The sequence below is a fragment of the uncultured Jatrophihabitans sp. genome (genome assembly GCF_964252635.1).
Taxonomy (GTDB): Bacteria; Actinomycetota; Actinomycetes; order Mycobacteriales; family Jatrophihabitantaceae; genus Jatrophihabitans.
The window spans coordinates 125,311-146,742 of sequence record NZ_CAXUNP010000001.1; the positions used below are offsets into that span (position 1 = coordinate 125,311).

Here is a 21,432-nt window from a genome sequence, read left to right on the forward strand (position 1 = left end):
CCGGCTGAGGCGTTCCACCAGGTATGGCCCAGCTCCCGCCCGTCCCGCTGTCCGTGCTCGACCTCGCTCCGGTCGCCGACGGGGTCAGCACCACCGACGCCCTGCGCGCGACGATCTCGGTCGCCCAGCAGGCCGACGAGTTGGGATACACCCGCTTCTGGGTCGCCGAGCACCACAACATGACCGGCATCGCCAGCTCGGCCCCCGCGGTGCTCATCGGCGCCATCGCGGGCGCCACCGAGCGCATCAGGGTCGGTTCGGGTGGCGTCATGCTGCCCAACCACGCACCGCTCGCGATCGCCGAGCAGTTCGGCACCCTGGCCTCGCTGTACCCGGGACGCATCGACCTCGGCCTCGGCCGGGCGCCCGGCAGCGACGGGCTCACCGCGGCCGCGCTGCGCCGCACCACCGACCTGCAGGCCGACCACTTCCCCGAAGAGCTCGGCGAGCTGGCCTGCTTCCTCGCCGACGACTTCCCCGCCGACCACCCCTTCGCGCGCGTCAAGGCCGTCCCGGCCGGCGACCTCCAGCCGCCGCTGTGGCTGCTCGGCTCCAGCACGTTCAGCGCCGAGCTGGCCGGCATGCTGGGCCTGCCCTTCGCTTTCGCGCACCACTTCAGCGGGACGAACACCCTGCCCGCGCTCGCGAAGTACCGCGAGTCTTTCCGCGAGGGCGGCCTGCTGACCAAGCCCTACGCCATGGTCACGGTGAACACGGTCTGCGCGCCGACCGACGAGGAGGCCGACCGGCTGGCGCTGCCGGGCGCGCTGTCGTTCCTGCGGCTGCGGCAGGGGAACCCGGGCCGGATGCCCACGCCCGAGCAGGCCGCCGCCTACCCCTGGACGCCGCGCGAGCAGCAGTTCGTGCTCGAGCGCCGGGCCGGGCAGGCCATCGGCAGCCCGGACACCGTGCGCCGTCAGCTGGCCCAGCTGCTCGACGCCACCGAGGCCGACGAGCTGATGATCACCGCCCAGGTCTACGACGTCGACGACCGACGCCGTTCGCTGTCCCTCGTCCGCGAGCTGTTCGCCGACGCGCCGCTCGGGCTCCAGCAGGGCTGAGGTCCGTACAGTCGCAGGATGCCGAGACGGGTCCTGTGCATTGCCGCCGTGGCCACGGTGCTGGTGACCGGCGCCTGCACCTCCGGCGGCGGCCCAGCACCGACGGGCCACCCGTCGCCGCCGTTACCGGCCACCACGTCTACAACGGCCGTCACACCGTCGGCCTCGTCGCCCGGTAACGCCGGCACGTCGTCGTCGGCACGGCCCACGAAAGCAGCGAGCGCCCAGTCGGTCTTTGCCGCGATGAGCGAGCGGCAGCGGGTCGGGCAGCTGCTCATGGTCGACTGTCCCAGCACCGGGGTCGCCGACGCGACCGTGTCGGCGATCACCGACAACGACGTCGGCTCGGTGATTCTCGACGGCACCACCCACTCCGGCTCGTCCGCGATCCGCTCGCTCACCGGCGCCCTGCAACGCCACGCGCCGAGGACGGCCGGCCTGCTCATTGCCACCGACCAGGAGGGCGGCATCGTGCAGCGCCTGCAGGGGCCGGGGTTCAGCACCATCCCGAACGCCGTGCAGCAGGGCGGCCGCTCGCCGTCCACCCTGCGCTCGGACGCCAGGACGTGGGGCACGCAGCTCAAGCGCGCCGGCGTCGACGTCGACCTGGCCCCGGTGCTCGACACCGTGCCGGCGGGCGGCGGCAGCAACCCGCCGATCGGCGATCTCGACCGCGAGTACGGCCACACCCCGTCGAGCGTCCGCAGCCACGGCGTGGCCGTCATGCAGGGCCTGCTCGACGCCCGTGTGGCACCGACCGTCAAGCACTTCCCGGGGCTCGGCCGGGTCGCCGGCAACACCGACACGACCTCCGGGGTCACCGACTCGGTCACCACCCGCGACGACCCCTACCTCGCCCCGTTCCTGGCCGCGGTGCAGGCCGGTGTGCCGTTCGTCATGATGTCGACGGCGATCTACTCGCGCATCGACCCCGGAACCCCGGCGGCGTTCTCGAAGACCATCGTGACGGGCATGCTCCGCGGCGACCTGGGGTTCCGCGGGCTGGTCATCAGCGACGACCTCGGCGCCGCGCGCCAGGTCAGCTCACGATCGCCCGGTCAGCGCGCCGTCGACTTCGTCCAGGCCGGTGGGGACGTGGTGCTGACCGTGGTCGCCGGACAGGCACAGACCATGACCTCCGCCCTGCTCGCGAAGGCACAAAGCGACTCGTCGTTCAAGAAAAAGGTCGACGCGGCTGCGCTGCTGGTGCTGCAGACGAAGCAGAAACTCGGCCTGCTCTGACGGTCACGGGCGGCGCGGTCAGTCGCCCATCAGCGCGGCGTACACCGGCTTGATCTGAGTGTTGATGATGGCCAGCCGCTCGTCGAAGCCGATGAACGCACTCTTCATGGCGTTGATCGTGAACCACTGCAGGTCACGCCAGCCGTACTCGAACTCCTCCGCGAGCAGCGTCATCTCGCGCGTCATGGATGTGCCGCTCATCAGCCGGTTGTCGGTGTTGACGGTGACCCGGAAGTGCAGCTGGCGCAGCAGCCCGATGGGGTGCTCGCCGATGGACTTGGCGGCCCCGGTCTGCACGTTGGACGACGGAGCCATCTCCAGCGGGATCCGCTTGTCACGGACGTACTGCGCGAGGCGGCCGAGCGTGCCGTCGCTGGCGATGTCGTCGATGATCCGGACGCCGTGGCCCAGGCGGTCGGTGCCGCACCACTGCAGCGCCTCCCAGATCGACGGGAGCCCGAAGGCCTCGCCGGCGTGGATGGTGAAGTGGAAGTTCTCGCGACGCAGGTACTCGAACGCGTCGAGGTGGGGGGGGTAGCCGGCCTCGGCGCCGGCGATGTCGAAGCCCACGACGCCGTCGTCGCGATAGCGGACGGCCAGCTCGGCGATCTCGCGCGAGCGGGCGGCGTGCCGCATCGCGGTGGCCAGTGCCCCGACCCGGATGGTGTGGCCACGCTCGGCCGCCGCGGCCTCGCCCTCACGGAACCCGGCGAGCACCGCCTCGACGACCTGCTCGAGCGTCAGCCCCTGCTCGGTGTGCTGCTCGGGCGCCCAGCGGATCTCGGCGTATACGACGCCGTCGGCTGCCAGGTCCTCGACGGCCTCACGGGCGACGCGGGTCAGCCCGGCCTCGGTCTGCATGACCGCGACGGTGTGGCTGAAGGTCTCCAGGTAGCGCACCAGCGACCCCGACGACGACGCCTCGCGGAACCACTCGGCCAGGTCGTCCGCGTTGTCGGCCGGCAGCGCGTCGTAACCGATCTCGCGGGCGATGTCGACGATCGTGCTCGGCCGCAGGCCACCGTCGAGGTGATCGTGCAGGAGCACCTTCGGGGCGCTGCGGATGGTGTCGAACGTCAGCGGGACGGGCGGGGTGGACATGACCCCACCGTAGTCACTGCGTCAGTCGAGGCGGGCGAGCACGAGCGGGGTCAGCCCGGCGGCCGCCCCGACCTCCCAGCTGTCGTCCAGCGCGGCCAGGGCACGCTCGAAGCGGGCAGGCTCGTCGGTGCGCAGTTCGAGCAGCGGCTGCCCCTCGACGACCTCGTCGCCGGGCTTGGCGTGCATGACCACGCCGGCGCCGGCGGACACCGGGTCCTCCTTGCGGGCGCGTCCCGCCCCGAGCCGCCAGGCGGCCACCCCGACCGCCAGGGCGTCCAGCCGGGTGAGCACCCCGGAGGACGGCGCGGTGATCGTGTGCGTCTCGCGGGCCTGCGGCAGGGACGCGTCCACGTCGCCGCCCTGCGCGGCGATCATGGCCCGCCACGTGTCCATGGCCCGCCCGTCGGCCAGCGCCGCCGCCGGATCGACGTCGGTCAGCCCGGCGCCGTCGAGCATCTCGCGGGCCAGGGCGAGGGTCAGCTCGACGACGTCGGCCGGCCCGCCGCCGGCCAGCACCTCGAGGGACTCCTCGACCTCGATCGCGTTGCCGGCCGTGCGCCCGAGCGGGGTCGACATGTCGGTGAGCAGCGCGACCGTCCGGACCCCGTGCGCGCGACCCAACTCGACCATGGTGCGGGCGAGCTCGCGTGCCTCGTCGGCGTTCTTCATGAACGCGCCGGAGCCGACCTTGACGTCGAGGACCAACGCCGACGACCCCTCGGCGATCTTCTTGCTCATGATCGACGAGGCGATGAGCGGGATGGCTTCGACGGTGCCGGTGACGTCGCGCAGCGCGTACAGCTTGCGGTCGGCGGGGGCGAGCCCGTCGCCCGCCGCGCACACCACCGCACCGACGTCGTCGAGCTGGGTGCGGAACTGCTCGTTGGACAGCTGCGCACGCCACCCGGGGATGGACTCCAGCTTGTCGAGGGTGCCACCGGTGTGCCCGAGCCCACGACCGGACAGCTGCGGCACGGCCGCTCCGCAGGCCGCGACCAGCGGCGCGAGCGGCAAGGTGATCTTGTCGCCGACGCCGCCGGTGGAATGCTTGTCGACGGTGGGCCGGGTGACGGCGGTGAGGTCGAGCCGCTCCCCCGAGGCGATCATGGCCGCGGTCCACGTGGCGATCTCGTTGGCGTCCATGCCGCGCAGCAGGATGGCCATGGCCAGCGCCGACATCTGCTCGTCCGCGACGATGCCGCGGGTGTAGGCGTCGACCACCCACTCGATCTGCGGGTCGGTGAGCGTGCCGCCGTCGCGCTTCGTGCGGATGACGTCGACGGCGTCGAAACTCTCACCGGTCACTGAAGGTTCTCCGGCCCGAAAGGCTGCGGCAGCACGTCGACCATGGTCCTGATGCCTTCGGGGGTGTCGAGCAGCAGCTCCCGGCCGCCGTGCTCGAACAGCAGTTGACGGCAGCGCCCGCACGGCATCAAGGCCGCACCCGCACCGTCGACGCAGGCGAACGCGACCAGCCGGCCGCCACCGCTCGCGTGCAGCGCCGACACCAGCCCGCACTCGGCACACAGCCCGACCCCGTAGGAGGCGTTCTCGACGTTGCAGCCCGACACGACGCGCCCGTCGTCGACGAGGGCCGCCGCTCCGACCGAGAAGTTCGAGTACGGCGCGTACGCGTGGCCCATGGCCTCGCGCGCCGCGTCGCGCAGCGCCGGCCAGTCGATGGCGCTCATGAGCGAACGCAGTGAGCGAATGGCACAGGGGCATGGCCTTCGGTGTCCGGAGCGAAGCGGAGGGCAGGCATGGAGTGCTCCTTCAGATCGTCACGGGCAGCGATTGCACGCCCCTTATCACGAACTCTGGTCGGCGTTGCGGGCGGTCGTGCAGGGCCAGGCCGGGGAAGCGGCGCAGCAGGGTGGTGAGCGAGGCCTGCAGCTCGACTCGAGCCAGCGGCGCTCCGACGCAGAAGTGGATCCCGGCGCCGAAGCCCAGGTGCGGGTTGTCGGCGCGGGTGACGTCGAAGTCGTCAGGTCGCGCGAAGACGGCCGGGTCGCGGTTCGCGGCACCGAGCAGCGCCGCGATCTTGCTGCCCGCCTCGACGGTGACGTCGCCGACCACGGTGTCCGCGGTGGCGGTCCGCTCGAACAGCTGCAGCGGCGAGTCGTAGCGGATCAGTTCCTCGACCGCGCCGGGCACGAGCCCCGGGTCGGCCCGCAGCGCCGCCCACTGCTCCGGATGGCCGAGCAGCGCCGTGACACCGTTGCCCACCACGTTGACGGTGGCCTCGTGGCCGGCGTTGAGCAGCAGCGTGCAGGTGGTGACGAGCTCGTCCTCGCTCAGGCGCGCGCCGTCGGCGTCCGTCTCGGCGATCAACGACGAGATCAGGTCGTCACCCGGACGCGCGCGCCGCTCGACGACCAGGCCGCGCAAGTAGTCGACGAACTCGGCCGACGCCCGCTCGGCCTCGGCACGCTGCTCCGGCGCGACGCGGTACTCATACATCTTGACGATCGCGTTCGACCACGGGCGCAGCAGCGACCAGTCGGACTCGGGCACGCCCAGCAGCTCGGCGATGACCTGCACCGGCAGCGGCTCTGCGTAGTACCGGATCAGGTCGACGGGCGAGCCACCAACACCCGCGTCGGCGACGTCGTCGGCGAGGCGGTCCGCCAGCTCGGCGATCCGGGCGCGCAGCCGCTCGACGTGCCCCCGGGCGAACGCGCCGGCCACGAGGCGACGCAGCCGGGTGTGCACCGGCGGCTCGTTCTCGAGCAGCGAGTTGACGTGAATGAGCTCGAAGGCGGCCATGGTCTCGTCCGGCGCGGCGTCGGGGAACGTGCGCGGCGCCCACAGCCGCCCGAGCGAGCGGGTGCGCAGCACGGCGTTCGCCGCGGCGTGCGTGAACGTCAGCCACATACCGAGACCGTCGTGCCACTGCACCGAACCCTCGTCGCGCGCCGCGGCGAGGAACGGGTACGGGTCGTCGACCACCTCGGGCGCGGTGAGATCGAAGGTGAGCGGCACCCGCTAAGACCCCCTGCGGCGCCAGGGCAGCCCGTCGGCGGCGGGCGGCCGCAGACGCTGCGAGGCCACGGCCAGTACGAGCAGCGTGATGATCTGCGGCGAGTAGGTCGCGAACTGGCTGGGAATCGTGTCCGTCACCGCGTACAGCACCAGCACGATCGCGCCGAACACGACGGCGACGGCCGCGCTGACGAACGCGCGTCGGTACGCCTGGTAGAGCCCACCCAGGATCAGGATCACGCCGACGATGATGAGCAGGGCGTGCACCGAGATCGAGCCCTGGCGCTGCTGCAACGCGTCGGTGTAGCCGAACAGCGAGGACCCGGCGGCCAGCCCGACGGGGCGCCAGTTGCCGAAGATCATCGCGGCCAGGCCGATGTACCCGCGGCCGCCGGTCTGTCCCTCGCGGTAGATGCCGGTGAAGTTGACGAGGAACGCACCGGCCACCCCCGCCAGGATCCCGGAGATCACCACCGCGATCGTCTTCATCGTGTAGACCTTGACGCCCAGCGACTCGGCGGCGTCGGGGTTCTCCCCGCAGGAGCGCAGTCGCAGGCCGAAGGACGTCCGCCACAGGACGAACCAGGTCACCGGGATGGTCAGCAGGGCGATGATGGTCAGCACGTTGAGGCTGGTGCAGATGCCCTCGAGCAACCCCGCCAGATCGGACACGAAGAACCAATGGTGCTGCTCGATCTTGTCGAGCTGATCGGCCGCGGAGGTCCATTTGAGCGCCCCGAAGGTCTTGACCTGCGGCGACTGCGTGGGGCCACCGCCGGCGGACAGCGCCGAGGGCTTGTTGAAGTAGATGCCGGCCAGGTACTTCGCGACGCCGGGGGCAAGGATGTTGATCGCCACGCCCGACACGATCTGGTCCACCCCGAAACCGACGGTGGCGATCGCGTGCAGCACGCCGCCGATGAACCCGCCGACGATGCCGCCGACGACGAGCATCCAGGCGCTGTGCGTCGCGAACGCGAACTCGGCGCCGAACCAGGTGCCGAGGATCATCTGTCCCTCGAGGCCGATGTTGACGACGCCGGAGCGCTCGGCCCACAGGCCGCCCAGCCCGGCGAGCATGATCGGCATGGCCGCGTTGATGGTGGCGCCCAGCGCGCCGGCCGAGGTGATGTCGTCGGCGCCGCTGATGATGCGGGTGAGGCTGAGAAGAGCCATCCCCAGCACCGCGATCAACAGCATCCGCAGCGCGGCGTGCTGGCGTACCGGCGGCCTCGAGGGTGCGGTCATGACGTCGCTGCTGACCGTCGCCGACGCGTCGCGGACCGTCATGAGCGGGCTCCGCGAGCGAAGGATGCGGCGGCGTGGCCTTCGGCGGCCGGTGCGAAGCGGAGGGCGGTCACTGGAGCTCCTCGGCGTCGGCCGGACCGGTCTGCTGCGCCAGTTCACGACCGACTCGTCGCTGCTGCCGCGCCAGGGCGTAGCGCCGCACCAGCTCGTAGGCGATGACGGCCGACAGCACGACGACTCCTTCGGTGATGGACACGACCGAATCCGGCACGCTGGAGATCTGCAGGATGTTCGACGAGGTGTCGAGGAATCCCCACAGCAGCGAGGCGAAGACGATGCCCAGGGGGTTGTTACGACCCAGCAGCGCGATCGCGATGCCGGTGAACCCGATGCCCGACGGTGTGCTCAACGAGTAGTTGTGCGCCTCGCCGAGCAGCACCGGCATGTTGACGAGGCCGGCGACCGCGCCGGAGATGAGCAGGGTCACCACGACCATGCGCTTGACGTTGACCCCGCTGGCCTGCGCCGCCGAGGTCGAGCGGCCGGTGGCGCGCAGGTCGAAACCGAAGCGGGTGCGCGACACGAGCAGTTGGAAACCGATGCCGACCACGACGGCCAGGAACACCAGGCCGTACACCTTGGTGCTGGACCCGGGGATGATATCCACGCCGCCGACCCGTCCCGAGGACGAGATGGGCTTGGTGGTGAGGTCGTTCCCGCTCTGCTTGCCGAAGTGCGAGGGCAGGATCAGGTAGCCGATGATCGCCGTGGCGATGAAGTTCAGCATGATCGAGGAGATGACCTCGCTGACCCCCCGGGTCACCTTGAGCACGCCGATGATGCCGGCCCAGAACGACCCGACGAGCATGGCGATGACGATGATCGCCACCTGGTGCAGGCCCGCGGGGAGCGCGAACTGGCCGCCGAACGCCGCCGCCACGATGGCCGCGAGCTGGTACTGGCCGTCGACGCCGATGTTGAACAGGTTCATCCGGAAGGCGATGGCCACCGCGATCGCGGACAGGTAGTACGTGGTGGCGGCGTTGACGGTCGTCGCGAGCTGGGTGGGTTTCACCCCGTAGTCCAGCATCGACTTCAGGGTGTCGAACGGGTTGTGGTCGGTGACGGCCAGCACCACCGACGTGATGGCCACGGCGATCACGAGCGCGACGACAGCGGCCACGATCGCGAGCAGCACGGCGTTGAGGCGGTCGCTACGGGCGCTGCTGCGCGCCGTCACGGGCGCCGCGTCGACCTCGGTCGCGGTCACGAGGTCACCCCGTCCGTCTGGTTCTTGGCCCCGGCACCGGTCATCGCCGCCCCCAGCTCGGCCGGCGTGACGGCCGCCGGGTCCATCTCGGCCACCAGCCTGCCGCGCAGGATGACCTGCAACGTGTCGGACATGCCGATGAGCTCGTCGAGATCGGCCGAGATGAGCAGCACGGCGAGGCCCTCGGCCCGGGCCTGGCGCAGCTGGTCCCAGATGGCGGCCTGCGCTCCGACGTCCACACCGCGGGTGGGGTGCGACGCGATCAGGACGCTGGGCTTCGCGCTCATCTCGCGTCCGACGATGAGCTTCTGCTGGTTGCCGCCGGACAGCGAGGCGGCGGTGACGTCGATGCCGGGCGTCCGCACGTCGTACTCGGCCACGATGCGGGCGGTGTCCTTCTTGGCCGCCGCCGCGTCGATGAACGGTCCGCGGGCGTTGGGCTGCTCGGTCTGGTGGCCCAGGATGCGGTTCTCCCACAGCGGAGCCTCGAGCAGCAGGCCCTGCCGGTGCCGATCCTCGGGGATGTAGCCGATGCCGGACGTGCGCCGTCGGCGGGTGGGCCAGTGGGTGATGTCGGCCGAGCCGAGGCCGATGGCGCCGGATTCCACCGGGCGCAGCCCGAGGACGGCCTCGACCAGTTCGGCCTGCCCGTTGCCCTCGACGCCCCCGATCCCCACGATCTCCCCGCGGTGGATGGCGAAACTGATGTCGTCGAGCACCGCCCGTCCGTCGGCGGCGCGGACGGTGAGCCCGCGTACGTCCAGCTGCACCGTGTCGGTGACCGTGGACTCGCGCAGTTCGGGGACGGGCAGCTCGCTGCCCACCATCAGTTCGGCGAGCTGGCGTGCGGTGGTCGCCTTCGGGTCGGCGGTGCCGACGGTCGTCCCCCGGCGCACGACGGTGATGTCGTCGGCGACCGACAGCACCTCATCGAGCTTGTGCGAGATGAACAGCACGGTCAGGCCCTCGGCCTTGAGCTCGCGCAGGTTGCCGAACAGCTCGTCGACCTCCTGCGGGACGAGCACGGCCGTCGGCTCGTCGAGGATGAGGATGCGCGCACCCCGGTAGAGGACCTTGCAGATCTCGACACGTTGCCGGTCGCCGACCCCGAGGCTCTCGACCAGGACGTCCGGCCGCAGACCGAGACCGTAGGAGTCGGAGATCTCGGCGATGCGGCGCCGGGCGGCCCGGCGGTTGATCAGGCCGCCGCGGCGGGGTTCCGCGCCCAGGATGATGTTCTCGGCGACGGTGAGGTTGTCCGCGAGCATGAAATGCTGGTGGACCATGCCGATCCCGGCCTTGATCGCGTCCGCCGGCGAGGCGAACGACACCTGCCGCCCGTCGATCGTGATGGTTCCCTCGTCCGGCTTCTGCATGCCGTAGAGGATCTTCATCAGGGTCGACTTGCCGGCCCCGTTCTCGCCGACGACCGCGTGCACGTCACCGCGGCGGACGTTGATGTTGATGTTGTCGTTGGCGACGACTCCCGGGTAGCGCTTGGTGATGCCGGTGAGGACCACCGCGTCGGCGGCGTCGGCCGGCACGGGGTCCGGCGTGAGGTCGTGGTCGGCGACCATGCGTCACAACTCCCAGAGAACGAGAACCGGTCCGGACAGACGCTATACCGCGCCTGTCCGGACCGGTTCCGGTGGTGAAACTCAGATCGTGGTCGGCACCGTGACGGCACCGCTGGCGATCTTGGCCTTGTACTGCTCCATCTTGGCCTTGTACGGGTCGAGCTTGCTGTTCGACGTCGCGTACCCGACGCCGTCGTCCTGGAGCCCGAACCGGGTCGAGCCGGCCTTGAACTGACCCTTGATGTCGGCGGAGATGAAGTTGTACACCGCGGTGTTCACGCCCTTGAGCGCCGAGGTGAGGATGTAGGGACGCTCGTTGGCCGGCGCGGTCTGGTACTGGTCGGAGTCGACGCCGATGGCCAGCTTCTTGTCCGCCGCGGCGGCCGCGAACAGGCCCGAACCGGAACCACCCGCGGCGGCGTACACGACGTCGGCCCCGTTGTCGTACATGCCCTGCGCCGTGGTCTTGCCCTTGGCCGGGTCGTTGAAGCCGGTGAAGTCCGGCGGCTGGGTCAGGTAGGAGGACTGGACCTTGATGCTCGGGTCGACAGCCTTCACGCCCGCCTGGAAACCGGCCTGGAACTTCTGGATGAGCGGCTCGTTGACGCCGCCGATGAACCCGACGTTCTTGGTCTTGCTGGCCTGGGCCGCAGCGACGCCCACCAGGAACGAGCTCTGCTCCTCGTGGAAGAGCAGGCACTCGACGTTCGGCTGCGCGGCCTTACCGGTGCAGTTGGTGTCGTCGTCGATGATCGCGAAGTGCACCTTGGGGAACTTCGGCACCACCTTGCCGACCGCGGTTGCGTAGGCGAAGCCGATGGCCACGACCGGGTTGTAACCGCTGCTGGCGAGCAGGGTGAGCCGGGACTCCTTGGCCGCCTCGGTCTCGTTCGGCGTCGCCGCGAGTTCCTTGGTCTTCACGCCGAGGGTCGACTTGGCCTTGTCCAGACCTGCGGCCGCGAGGTCGTTGAAGGACTTGTCGCCGCGACCGCCGACGTCGTAGGCCATCCCCACCTTGGCGCTGGACTTGGCCGTCGAGGACGACGACCCGCCGCCGCCGGCGCTGGCGTCGCCCGACCCGCTCGAACCGCTACCGCCACCGCTGCTGCCACAGGCTGCGAGCACGAGCGCGGCTCCGACCGCGACTGCCCCCAGCTGCATCCCACGCATTCCGCGCAAGACCGATCTCCTTCACTGTCGTCCTGGTCCGGGTCGCCCGGCACCGGTCGGTCCCGAACGGGACCACTCGGGGCGCACCCGGTGATTGGAGCACCCTAAGCCCTGCGCGAGGCGGTCCGGTACCGGGCGGCCGCCCGAAACCAGATCGTTGCGCGCCTGCAACTCGGGGCGGGCCGGGCGCCTCGACGCACCCCGCCGAACGGGCCGGCACCCGCCCGACCACACGCGGAACTCACGATCCGCCCGGGGCCGTCAGCCGCGCAGCACGTGGCGTCCGGCCCGGACGTGGACGCTCCGCCGACCGGGCAGCGTGACCGTCCCCGACGTGCCCCGGGGCGCGACCACGGTGAGGGCGAACCCGTGGCGGCCGTTCGTCCAGGACACCTGCAGCGGCCCGTGCGGGGTGGGCAGCTGTCCGCGGGCCCACTTCACCGTGCCGGGGTGCGGCGTCACCGTCCAGGTGGCGTAACCGGGCGTGGCCGGTGCGGCGCCGAGCAGCTGGTTGGTCAGTTCCGACACCACGCCGGTCGACCAGCCGTGGGCGCCGGAGGTGTAGGCGCCCTCGTACATCGACCCGCCGGCGCCGATGCCTTCCCAGTCGGTGTGTCCCGGGTCGTGCGACGCCATCCGGCCGTAGAGCCGCTTGATCTCGTTGATCGCCGAGCCCGCGGCCCCGGCCAGGAAGCGCCCGGTGATCTCGGGGAAGGACGTGAACGCGTAGACGCGTTGCGACCCGTCGCCGACGAGGGTGTCGTTGTCCATGAACGCGTTGCCGTAGGGCTGGCGGGTGTGCGCGTTCAGGTAGGCGAGCGCCGAGCGGGCCCGCGCCGGGGACGCCACCCCGGCCAGCACCGCGTACCCGTTGCCGTCCTGCGCGTGGCGCACGTCGCCGACCGCCGAGTCCAGGTACGCCCCCGCGTCGGCGTCCCACAGGTGCGCGTTGATCGCGGTGCCCACGTCGGCGGCCCGTGCCGACCATCGTGCAGCGTCGGCCCGGTGGCCGAGGGAGCGCGCCAGGGCGGCTGCGTCGCGCAGGGCGAGCACGTACAGCGCGTTGTAGTAGGTGACCTCACCGGTGCGGCCGAGGAACGCGTAGTCGCCGTAACCGCCGGTGCCGTTCAGTCCCTTCTGCAGCAGGCCGTTGCCGTCCGTGACCGACGGGTACCAGTCGTCCAGCACCTTCTGCAGGTTGGCGTAGTAGCTGCGTCCGTAACCGGTGTCGCCGGTGTAGAGCACGTAGTCGTAGCTCGCGGTCACCCAGTACATCGGGTAGTCGAACAGCGGCAGGGTGTAGTTGTTGATCGACGCCGGCGGGATCCACCCGTCGCCCCGTTGGTGGTCGGCCAGGTCGGCGAGCACGTTGCGCGCCGCCGACCCGACGTCGTGGGTCAGGTAGTCGGTGACGCCGGAGACGTAGACGTCGCCCACGTAGGGATCGCGGTCGCGCTTGGCACCGTCGGTCAGCACCAGCTTGCCGTCGAGACCCGGTGAGTCGGCGCCGCGCGGGTCGATGTCGTCGGGCCGGAACGTGTCGGTGATCAACTCGTTGGTGTACGACGCGTCGTACCAGTAGCGGTTCAGCGCCGCGTCCGACGACTCGAACCAGCCGCGGTAGGACGACGGTGTGCCGAGATAGGCGGTGAAGTCGAGCGAGACGCCGCGGATCCGCACCGTGCCGTAGGCGGCGGTGTCGGGCGCGTCCGAGGCCAGCGCGTCGAGGCTGATGCGCACGTAGCGGAAGCCGTGCAGGCCGTCGGCGCAGACCTTCGTCCCGTCTGCGCAGCCGTGCCGGTCCGTCCACGTGCTGCGTCCGGCGGGCACGGCGTGCTGGTCGGTTCCCGGGGTGATCGCGTCGCCGTTGTAGGAGCGCGAGAAGTCCGACGTCTCACCGAGGTACTGCGTGGTCTCCGAGAACGCCAGCCGCACACCCGGGTGGTTGGCCGAGGCGCCGGCGAAGGCGACCCGCGGGTAGCCGACGACGACCTTGCCGAAGTCCAGCGTCACGCTCGGCGCGACCGGGTCGTCGGCGACGAGCCCGGGGTAGACCTCGTTGACACGGGTGAAGTCACCCTTGCCGGACGACTGGTCCTTCGTCACCGTGATGCGCACCTGCGTGGTCGACACCGGTGCGGTGAAGGGCACGCGGCGGAGCACGTCGGTGTTGCCGGTGACGGTGGCCGCGGCCTGCCAGGTGGTCCCGTCCCATGTCTCGACGGTGAAGTCCTGCGGGACGCCGTCGGCGTTCGACAGCACGGTGACACCCGGGAGCGTCTGCGTGGACGTCGTGGTGATGGTCAGGACGTCGGGGTAGGCGCCGATCGTGTCGTCGTTCCAGAAGGTGTCGGGGTCGCCGTCGACGGCGTTGCCGGCCACGTAGGTGCGCGGTTTGCCGTCGTTGCCCTCGTTGCCCGCGTGGAACGACGAGGCGTCCGCGGTCGTCCCGGCCGGCCACGACGGCCTGGTCGCCGGCGCGGCCCGGGTCAGGGTCGCGGTGCCGTGGCCGAGCGCGCCCTGAGGGTGCGTGACGTGCCCGGTGGTGCTCAGCACCCGGACGGGGCGCACGTCGCGACTCGTGGGGGCGACGACGTACTTCGCCCAGGACGATCGGTGTGCCGGCCGCGCCGACGACGCGGCCGGGACGAGCGCGAGCGGGACGAGGGCCGCGGCGGTGACAGCGATCAGGGGACGGACTCGCAGCATGCGGGTCACCTTTCGTTTCGTTCAGGCGCGCGGACCCGTGACCGTTCCGCCACACCATGCGCACCAGGTGCATCGGCGTCGAGGCCACGATCGAATCGATGTGAAACGTCTCAATGGCAGTGATATGCCCCCGCACAGGACCGGGCAAGAGTTGGCGATGAATGTGGCCGAATCCGGCCAGATCGGACAGCCCGGGCCCTCAGGTGCTGGGGGTGTACGTCCGGATCGCGGTGTCGCGCAGCAGGGCTCGCAGGTCGGTGCGGTGGCCGTGCAGGACCCCCGCCGCGCGCGCCTGGACGAGCACGTTGCCGTACGCCGCAGCCTCGATGGGGCCGGCCACGACGGGCAGCTCGCAGGCGTCGGCGGTGAGCTGGCACAGCAGTGCGTTGTGCGCCCCGCCGCCGACCAGGTGCACGACCTCGACCGTGCCACCGGACAGCCGCACGGCCTCGTGCACGGTGCGCCGGTAGGCAGCGGCCAGGCTGTCGAGGATGCAGCGGGTGATCTCGGCCTGCGTCTGCGGTGCGGGCCGGCCGGTGCGCCGGCACTCGGCCTGCAGCCGAGCGGGCATGTCCCCGGGCGGCAGGAACTCCGGACGGTCCGGGTCTATCACGAACTGCCCGCCGGGGACCGACTCCGCCGCGGCGAGCAGCCGGGACAGGTCGACCGTGGCGCCCGACCGCTCCCAGGAGCGGACGCACTCCTGCAGCAGCCACAGCCCCATGACGTTGCGCAGGAAGCGCACCGTCCCGTCGACACCGAGCTCGTTGCTGAAGTTGGCCGCCTGCGCCTCCTGCGTGGTCACCGGCGCGTCGCGCTCGACGCCGACCAGTGACCACGTGCCGCACGAGATGTAGGCGAACCGGTCGTCCCGGGCCGGCACGCCGAGCACGGCCGAGGCCGTGTCGTGGGACCCGACGGCGAACACCGGCACCTCGCCGATGCTGGCCTCGGCGGCGACGGCGGGCACCACCGGCCCCAAGAGGTCACCGGGTTCGCGGACCGCCGGGAAGAGGTCGGCGCGCAGGCCGAGCTGCGTCGTGATGTCCGTCGACCACGTTCGGGCCCGGACGTCCAGCAGTCCGGTCGTCGAGGCGTTGGTGAGCTCGGTGCCGAGCGACCCGCTGAGCCAGTACCCGAACAGGTCGGGCACGAGCAGGGCGTGCGCGGCGTTGCGCTCGGCCCACGCGTCGCGGGCCGCCACGAGCTGATAGACGGTGTTGATGGGCAGCTGCTGCACGCCCGTGACCGGGTACAGCTCGATGACCTCGGACACGCGGGCGACGACCCCCTCGGTGCGTGCGTCGCGGTAGTGGACGGGGTTGGCGAGCAGGGCGCCGTCGTCGTCGAGCAGCCCGTAGTCGACCCCCCACGAGTCGACGCCGATCCCGGCGAGCGGGCCGGACGCGCCGGCCAGGCGCAGGCCCTCGACCACCCCGGCCCACAGCGACAGCACGTCCCAGTGCAGCGTGTCGCGCAGGCGCACCGGCCGGTTGGTGAACCGGTGCACCTCGTGCAGCTCGACGCCGTGCGGGTCGACGGCGGCGGTCATCACCCGTCCGGACGACGCCCCGAGATCCACCGCAGCGAACCGTGTGGCCACCTAGAGCAACCCCTGTCGGGCGGCCAGCACGACCACCTGCACCGGCGCGTCGACGCCGAGACGGTCACACAGCGAGCGCAGCCGGCGACGGACCGTCCGCTCGCTCAGCGACAGGCGGCGGGCGACCACGTCCAGCACGAGGCCCTCGGCGACCAGGCGCACGATCGCCAGCTCCTCGTCGTCGAGGGCGACCGTGGCCTCGGGGTCGGCGCTGCGCTCGGTCACGATCACTCCGTTCACGGCCGTCTCCCGGACCGGTCAGCGCAGGAAGGCGGCGGCGACGCCGGCGTCGACCGGGATGTGGAGTCCCGTCGTGTGGCTGAGCTCCGAACTGCACAGCACGAACACCGCGTTGGCGATGTTCTCCGGCAGCACCTCGCGCTTGAGGATCGTGCGCTGGGCGTAGAACGCGCCGAGGTCCTTCTCCTCCACGCCGTAGACCGCCGCCCGGTTGGCACCCCATCCGCTGGCGAAGATCCCCGAACCCTGCACGACGCCGTCCGGGTTCACCCCGTTGACCTTGATGCCGTACTGGCCCAGCTCGGCCGCGAGCAGCCGGACCTGGTGGGCCTGATCGGCCTTCGCCGCGCCGTACGCGACGTTGTTCGGCCCCGCGAACACCGAGTTCTTGCTGGAGATGTAGACGATGTCGCCGCCCATCCCCTGGTCGATCATGGCCTTGGCGGCGGCCCTGGACACGAGGAACGAGCCCTTGGCCATGACGTCGTGCTGCAGGTCCCAGTCCTGCTCGCTGGTCTCGAGCAACGAGCGCGACAGCGAGAGGCCCGCGTTGTTCACCACGAGGTCCACGCCGCCGAACGCCAGCACCGCCGCGTCCACCGCGGCCTGCACCGCGTCCGCGTCCGACACGTCGACCTGCACGCCGACCGCGGTGTCGGCGCCGCCGATACCGGCCGCGGCGTCGCGCGCCGTGTCCAGCGACAGGTCGGCAATCACGACGCACGCGCCCTCGGCGGCCAGCTTCTCGGCGGTGGCGCGTCCGATGCCGGACGCGGCGCCGGTGACCAGCGCGACGCGGGAGGCGAGGGCCTTGGGCTTCGGCATCCGGGCCAGCTTCGCCTCCTCGAGCGCCCAGTACTCGATGCGGAACTTCTCCGACTCGTCGATCGGTGCGTAGGTCGACAGGGCCTCGGCGCCGCGCATGACGTTGATGGCGTTCACGTAGAACTCGCCGGCGACGCGGGCGGTCTGCTTGTTCGCGCCGTAGCTGAACATGCCGACGCCGGGCACGAGCACGATGGCCGGGTCGGCGCCGCGCATGGGCGGCGAGTCGACCGACGCGTACTTGCGGTAGTAGGCGGCGTAGTCCTCGCGATAGGCGGCGTGCAGCTCCTTGAGGCGGGCGACGGTGTCCTCGAGCGGCGCGGTCGGCGGCAGGTCGAGCACCAGCGGACGCACCTTGGTGCGCAGGAAGTGATCGGGGCACGACGTGCCGAGCGCAGCCAGGCGGGGATGCTCGGCCCGGGAGACGAAGTCGAGCACCGGCTCGGAGTCGGTGTAGTGCCCCACCTGCGGTCGGTCCGTCGAGGCGAGCCCGCGGATGACGGGGGCGAGGGCGGCCGCGCGAGCGTGCCGCTCGTCGGCGGGCAATGTCTCGCCGACGACGGCGCCGAACGGGTCCGGGCGTCCGCGGTCGGCGATGAACCGCTCCGCCGTCCGGATGATCTCCAGCGAGTTGGCCTCGCACTCGTCGCTCGTCGCGCCCCAGGCCGTGATGCCGTGGCCGCCGAGCACGCACCCGATCGCCTGCGGGTTGGCCGCCGCGATCGCCGCGATGTCGAGCCCCAGCTGGAAGCCGGGTCGCCGCCACGGCACCCACACGACGCGGTCCCCGAAGCACTCGGCCGTCAGCGCCTCGCCGTCCGCCGAGGTGGCGAGAGCGATGCCCGAGTCCGGATGCAGGTGGTCGACGTGCGGCTGCTCGACCAGGCCGTGCATCGCGGTGTCGATCGACGGCGCGGCGCCGCCCTTGCCGTGCAGGCAGTAGTCGAAGGCGGCCACCATCTCGTCCTCGCGCTCGACGCCGGGGTAGACGTCGACGAGGGCGCGCAGGCGGTCGAGGCGCAGCACGGCGAGGCCCGCGGGCTTGAGGGTGCCGAGGTCGCCGCCTGAACCTTTGACCCACACCAGCTCGACCGGCTCGGAGGTCACCGGGTCGATCTCGCTCCCCTTGGCCGACGTGTTTCCCCCGGCGTAGTTCGTGTTCCGGGGGTCGGCGCCGAGCCGGTTGGAGCGGGCGATGAGGTCATCGACAGTTGTCATGCGAGAGGGCGTCCTTGTCTTCGGGGTCCCCGCCGGAGCGTGACGCGCGGCAGAGCGTTCTGGTGGGGTATTCAGGCGCCCCAGCCGGCGGCCTGGCCGCCGACGCGTTCGGCGACGATGCGCTCGGCGTAGCCGGACGCGGCGTACGCCGCCATGGGGTCGGGGTCCAGGCCCTGCGCGGACCGCAGCTCGGCGAGCAGGGGGCGGACGTCGGTGTTGTACGCGTCCATCAGGACCGCGTTCGCACCGAGGACGTCACCGGCACGTTGCGCCGCGGCCAGCGCCTCGGTGTCCACGAGCAGCGCCTTCGCGCTCGCCTCCTGGACGTTCATGACCGAGCGGATCTGACCGGGGATCTTGGGCTCGATGTTGTGGCACTGGTCGAGCATGAACGCGATGTCGGTGCCCTCGTCCAGGCCGCCGGCGAGCACCACCTCGAACAGGATCCGGAACAGCTGGAACGGGTCTGCCGCACCGACCATCAGGTCGTCGTCGGCGTAGAAGCGCGAGTTGAAGTCGAACGCGCCGAGCTTCCCCGCGCGCATCAGGAAGGCGACGATGAACTCGATGTTGGTGCCCGGAGCGTGATGGCCGGTGTCCACGCACACCTTGGCCCGGTCGCCGAGCTGCAGGCAGTGCGCGAAGGACGTGCCCCAGTCCGGCACGTCCATCGTGTAGAACGCCGGCTCGAACAGCTTGTACTCGAGGATCAGCCGCTGGTGCTCGCCGAGCCGCTCGTAGGTCGCCTGCAACCCCTCGGCGAGACGGTCCTGGCGCTCACGGATGTTGTCCTGGCCGGGGTAGTTGGTGCCGTCGGAGAACCAGAGCTTGAGGTCACGCGACCCCGTCCGGTCCATGACGTCGACGCAGGCGAGCAGGTGGTCGAGTGCCTTGCGCCGGACACGCGGATCGGGGTTGGTGATGCTGCCCAGCATGTAGTCGTCGTCCTGGAAGACGTTGGCGTTGACGGTGCCGAGCTCGATCCCGTGGTCCTTTGCCGCGGTGGCGAGGTCGGCGTAGTCGTCGACGGCGTCCCAGGGGATGTGCAGCGCCACGCTGGGCGCGACACCGGTGTAGCGGTGGACCTGCGCGGCGTCCGCGATCTTCTCGTAGGGATCGCGCGGCACGCCCTGCTGGGCGAACACCTTGAACCGGGTGCCCGAGTTGCCGAACGCCCAGGACGGCAGCTCGATGCGCTGGCGGCGCAGGACCTCGGCGACCTTCTCCGTGTCGGGCATGGGTGAACCTGCTTTCGTGGGTGGGGGCTCAGAGGCGGACGTCGACCAGCTCGACACCGAGCAGCTCCGCGGTCGCGCGCAGCTCGGGCAGCAGGTCCCCGACGCCGAGGGCCCAGTGGTGGGAGATCCCGGAGGCGCTCCAGGCGTCGACCCACTCCCCCGGGTCGCCTCCGAAGTCGACGCGGGAGGTGGTGTTGCCGATCCGCAGCAGCGGTCCCGGCACGACGGTGCCGCGGGACGCGACGAACCCATAGGTCCCGTCCCGACGCTGCACGATGCCGCACAGGGTGACCGGTCCGTGCTTCACGTCGAACTCGACGGACACGCCCCAGCCCCGCTTGCCGTGGTAGACGCCCAGGCCCCGCAGCAGCGGCCGGCGGTCGCTGATGGCGAGGTGCGCCGGACCGTCGTGCCCCATCTCGACGACGTCGTCGCGGAAGTTCAGCGCCTGGAACTCGGTGAACGAGCCGCCTCCGCCGAGCCGGTCGACGATGAGCATGGCCAGCGAGGTCCGCAGCTCGTACTCACCGCACGCCGGGATGCCTCGGGCGGTGAGCAGCGAGGCGCCCAGGATCATGCCCGCCCCGAGACGCTCGTGCTGCTCGCCCTCGAGACCGCGGTGGTAGTAGGCCAGGCTGTCGAGACCGAAGTCGTCGACGAGTCGGTCCAGACCCACCGACACCTTGGCCGCCCACCGGAAGTCCTCGTCCTGGACCGTGTCGTCGAGGTCGAAGATGTCCCGGGTCAGCGCCATCCGGGTCTCGATGTCCGCGTCACTGACCGCGGCCACGCGGACCCGCAGGTCGTCGAACTCGAGCACCTCCATGTGACCGCCGAAGTTGGCGGTGACGAGGGTCAGGTCGGTGGAGACGTCGAGCATGCCCGGGTACAGGTGGCCCATCAGGCCGTGCCGCCCGGTGCGCAGGGCGCCGCGCACGCCGGCGGCCTTGACCCAGCGGCCGATGCGCGCCCAGGCCCGCTCGTCCTCGAGGTAGCCGGACACCGACCGGAACGGCACCCCCAGGCGTTCGAAGGTGTTGGCCATCTCGGGCAGCGGGCAGGCACCGCAGTAGGCCAGCCACTGGCCGGTGTCGAAGGTGTCGTGGTCCATGGCCTCGGTGGGCTGCAGGTTGATCAGCAGCACCGGGGCGCCGCTGCGCTGCGCGACCGGCGCCAGCATCGACGCCGTCATGTAGGTGGTCAGGAAGCCGACGATGAGGTCGCAGCCGGCGACCCGTAACTGCTCGGCCGCGCGGGCACCGTCCTCGGCGTCGGAGATGAACCCGACGTCGACCACGTCGCAGTCCATGGCCTGCATGCGTTCGGACACGCGTCGCGCCGAGGCCTGCAACTGCGGCAACAGGTCGGGGAACTGCGGCCAGTACGCCCCGAGGCCACCGGCCACCAGCCCGATGCGGGTCCGGCGGGGGGTGATGCGGTCGAGGCCGGTCACGGCGCGGGTGGCGTCGGCCAGGGCGGTCATCGTGGGGCTCCGTTCGCAGCAGGGGTGTTCGCAGCAGGGGTGTTCGCAGCAGGGGTCAGGTCGTCGTCCAGGTGGAAGATCTCGTCGAGCAGCTCGAGGGACTCGTCGGGTCCGCGCCCGTCGAGGCCCACGAAGTACCGGCTCATCTCGGCCTGCCAGCGGGTGTTCACCTCGGTGGCGGCCATGGCCCGCTGCGCGGCGTCGAGGTCGTCGGCCTCGACGTAGCCGACGAGCAGGCCGTCGGGACGGGCGAAGATCGAGTAGTTGCGCCAGCCGGCGTCGCACAGGGCCTGCTGCATGTCCGGCCACACCCGGGCGTGGCGCTCGCGGTACTCGGCGAGCAGGTCCTCGCGCACACGCAGCAGGAAGCAGTACCTCATGACGCGTCCTCCCCGGGTCGGGGGGGGGGGGGGGGCCCCCCCCCCCCCCCGGCGGGGGGGAGATTTGAAGGTGGGGGTTTGGGGT

The 21,432-nt window shown here is 71.2% G+C and carries 17 protein-coding genes; 2 read left to right on the forward strand and 15 right to left on the reverse strand.

Features of this window, described 5'->3' with window-relative positions; all coding sequences use genetic code 11:
• Window positions 1–23 precede the first annotated feature (23 nt).
• On the forward strand, window positions 24–1,061 hold the full coding sequence (locus tag ACFFCA_RS00570) for an LLM class flavin-dependent oxidoreductase (protein WP_375480962.1): 1,038 nt from the start codon (window positions 24–26) through the stop codon (window positions 1,059–1,061).
• A gap of 18 nt (window positions 1,062–1,079) precedes the next feature.
• Window positions 1,080–2,303: a glycoside hydrolase family 3 N-terminal domain-containing protein gene (locus ACFFCA_RS00575; RefSeq protein WP_375480963.1), complete on the forward strand. Its 1,224-nt coding sequence runs from the start codon at window positions 1,080–1,082 to the stop codon at window positions 2,301–2,303.
• 18 nt (window positions 2,304–2,321) lie between these two features.
• Here ACFFCA_RS00575 and ACFFCA_RS00580 read toward each other — a convergent pair whose 3' ends face one another.
• From ACFFCA_RS00580 to ACFFCA_RS00650, 15 genes are all read right to left on the reverse strand, one after another.
• Window positions 2,322–3,404, reverse strand: coding sequence for an adenosine deaminase (locus ACFFCA_RS00580; RefSeq protein ID WP_375480964.1), 1,083 nt, complete (start codon window positions 3,402–3,404; stop codon window positions 2,322–2,324).
• 21 nt (window positions 3,405–3,425) lie between these two features.
• On the reverse strand, window positions 3,426–4,709 hold the full coding sequence (locus ACFFCA_RS00585; protein WP_375480965.1) for a thymidine phosphorylase: 1,284 nt from the start codon (window positions 4,707–4,709) through the stop codon (window positions 3,426–3,428).
• The gene (locus ACFFCA_RS00590) at window positions 4,706–5,095 is read right to left on the reverse strand and encodes a cytidine deaminase (RefSeq protein ID WP_375480966.1); all 390 of its coding nucleotides are present in this window, start codon (window positions 5,093–5,095) and stop codon (window positions 4,706–4,708) included. Before ACFFCA_RS00590 ends, ACFFCA_RS00585 begins: the two co-directional genes overlap by 4 nt.
• An 82-nt stretch (window positions 5,096–5,177) precedes the next feature.
• Window positions 5,178–6,386, reverse strand: a complete 1,209-nt coding sequence (locus ACFFCA_RS00595; protein ID WP_375480967.1) for a cytochrome P450 — start codon at window positions 6,384–6,386, stop codon at window positions 5,178–5,180.
• Window positions 6,387–6,389: 3 nt separating this feature from the next.
• Complete coding sequence (locus tag ACFFCA_RS00600; protein ID WP_375480968.1) at window positions 6,390–7,676, reverse strand: ABC transporter permease; 1,287 nt, start codon at window positions 7,674–7,676, stop codon at window positions 6,390–6,392.
• A 67-nt stretch (window positions 7,677–7,743) separates the two neighbouring features.
• Window positions 7,744–8,874, reverse strand: coding sequence for an ABC transporter permease (locus tag ACFFCA_RS00605; RefSeq protein WP_375481045.1), 1,131 nt, complete (start codon window positions 8,872–8,874; stop codon window positions 7,744–7,746).
• Between the two features lie 26 nt (window positions 8,875–8,900).
• Window positions 8,901–10,481 carry an ABC transporter ATP-binding protein gene (locus ACFFCA_RS00610; RefSeq protein ID WP_375480969.1) on the reverse strand — a complete coding sequence of 527 codons (1,581 nt, stop codon included), beginning with the start codon at window positions 10,479–10,481 and terminating at the stop codon, window positions 8,901–8,903.
• A gap of 81 nt (window positions 10,482–10,562) precedes the next feature.
• Entirely contained in the window at window positions 10,563–11,651 is a 1,089-nt protein-coding gene (locus ACFFCA_RS00615) for a BMP family protein (protein WP_375481046.1), read from the reverse strand.
• Between the two features lie 261 nt (window positions 11,652–11,912).
• Window positions 11,913–14,360: an alpha-L-rhamnosidase C-terminal domain-containing protein gene (locus ACFFCA_RS00620; RefSeq protein WP_375480970.1), complete on the reverse strand. Its 2,448-nt coding sequence runs from the start codon at window positions 14,358–14,360 to the stop codon at window positions 11,913–11,915.
• Between the two features lie 199 nt (window positions 14,361–14,559).
• Window positions 14,560–15,963 carry a rhamnulokinase family protein gene (locus ACFFCA_RS00625; RefSeq protein WP_375480971.1) on the reverse strand — a complete coding sequence of 468 codons (1,404 nt, stop codon included), beginning with the start codon at window positions 15,961–15,963 and terminating at the stop codon, window positions 14,560–14,562.
• Window positions 15,964–16,188: a LuxR C-terminal-related transcriptional regulator gene (locus ACFFCA_RS00630; protein ID WP_375480972.1), complete on the reverse strand. Its 225-nt coding sequence runs from the start codon at window positions 16,186–16,188 to the stop codon at window positions 15,964–15,966.
• A gap of 33 nt (window positions 16,189–16,221) precedes the next feature.
• Entirely contained in the window at window positions 16,222–18,246 is a 2,025-nt protein-coding gene (locus ACFFCA_RS00635; RefSeq protein WP_375480973.1) for a bifunctional aldolase/short-chain dehydrogenase, read from the reverse strand.
• 71 nt (window positions 18,247–18,317) lie between these two features.
• Window positions 18,318–19,484 carry an L-rhamnose isomerase gene (rhaI, locus tag ACFFCA_RS00640; RefSeq protein WP_375480974.1) on the reverse strand — a complete coding sequence of 389 codons (1,167 nt, stop codon included), beginning with the start codon at window positions 19,482–19,484 and terminating at the stop codon, window positions 18,318–18,320.
• A gap of 28 nt (window positions 19,485–19,512) precedes the next feature.
• A complete protein-coding gene (locus tag ACFFCA_RS00645) occupies window positions 19,513–20,967 on the reverse strand; it encodes an arabinose isomerase (protein WP_375480975.1) in 1,455 nt (484 codons plus the stop codon).
• The gene (locus tag ACFFCA_RS00650; protein ID WP_375480976.1) at window positions 20,964–21,347 is read right to left on the reverse strand and encodes an L-rhamnose mutarotase; all 384 of its coding nucleotides are present in this window, start codon (window positions 21,345–21,347) and stop codon (window positions 20,964–20,966) included. Before ACFFCA_RS00650 ends, ACFFCA_RS00645 begins: the two co-directional genes overlap by 4 nt.
• Window positions 21,348–21,432: the final 85 nt, after the last annotated feature.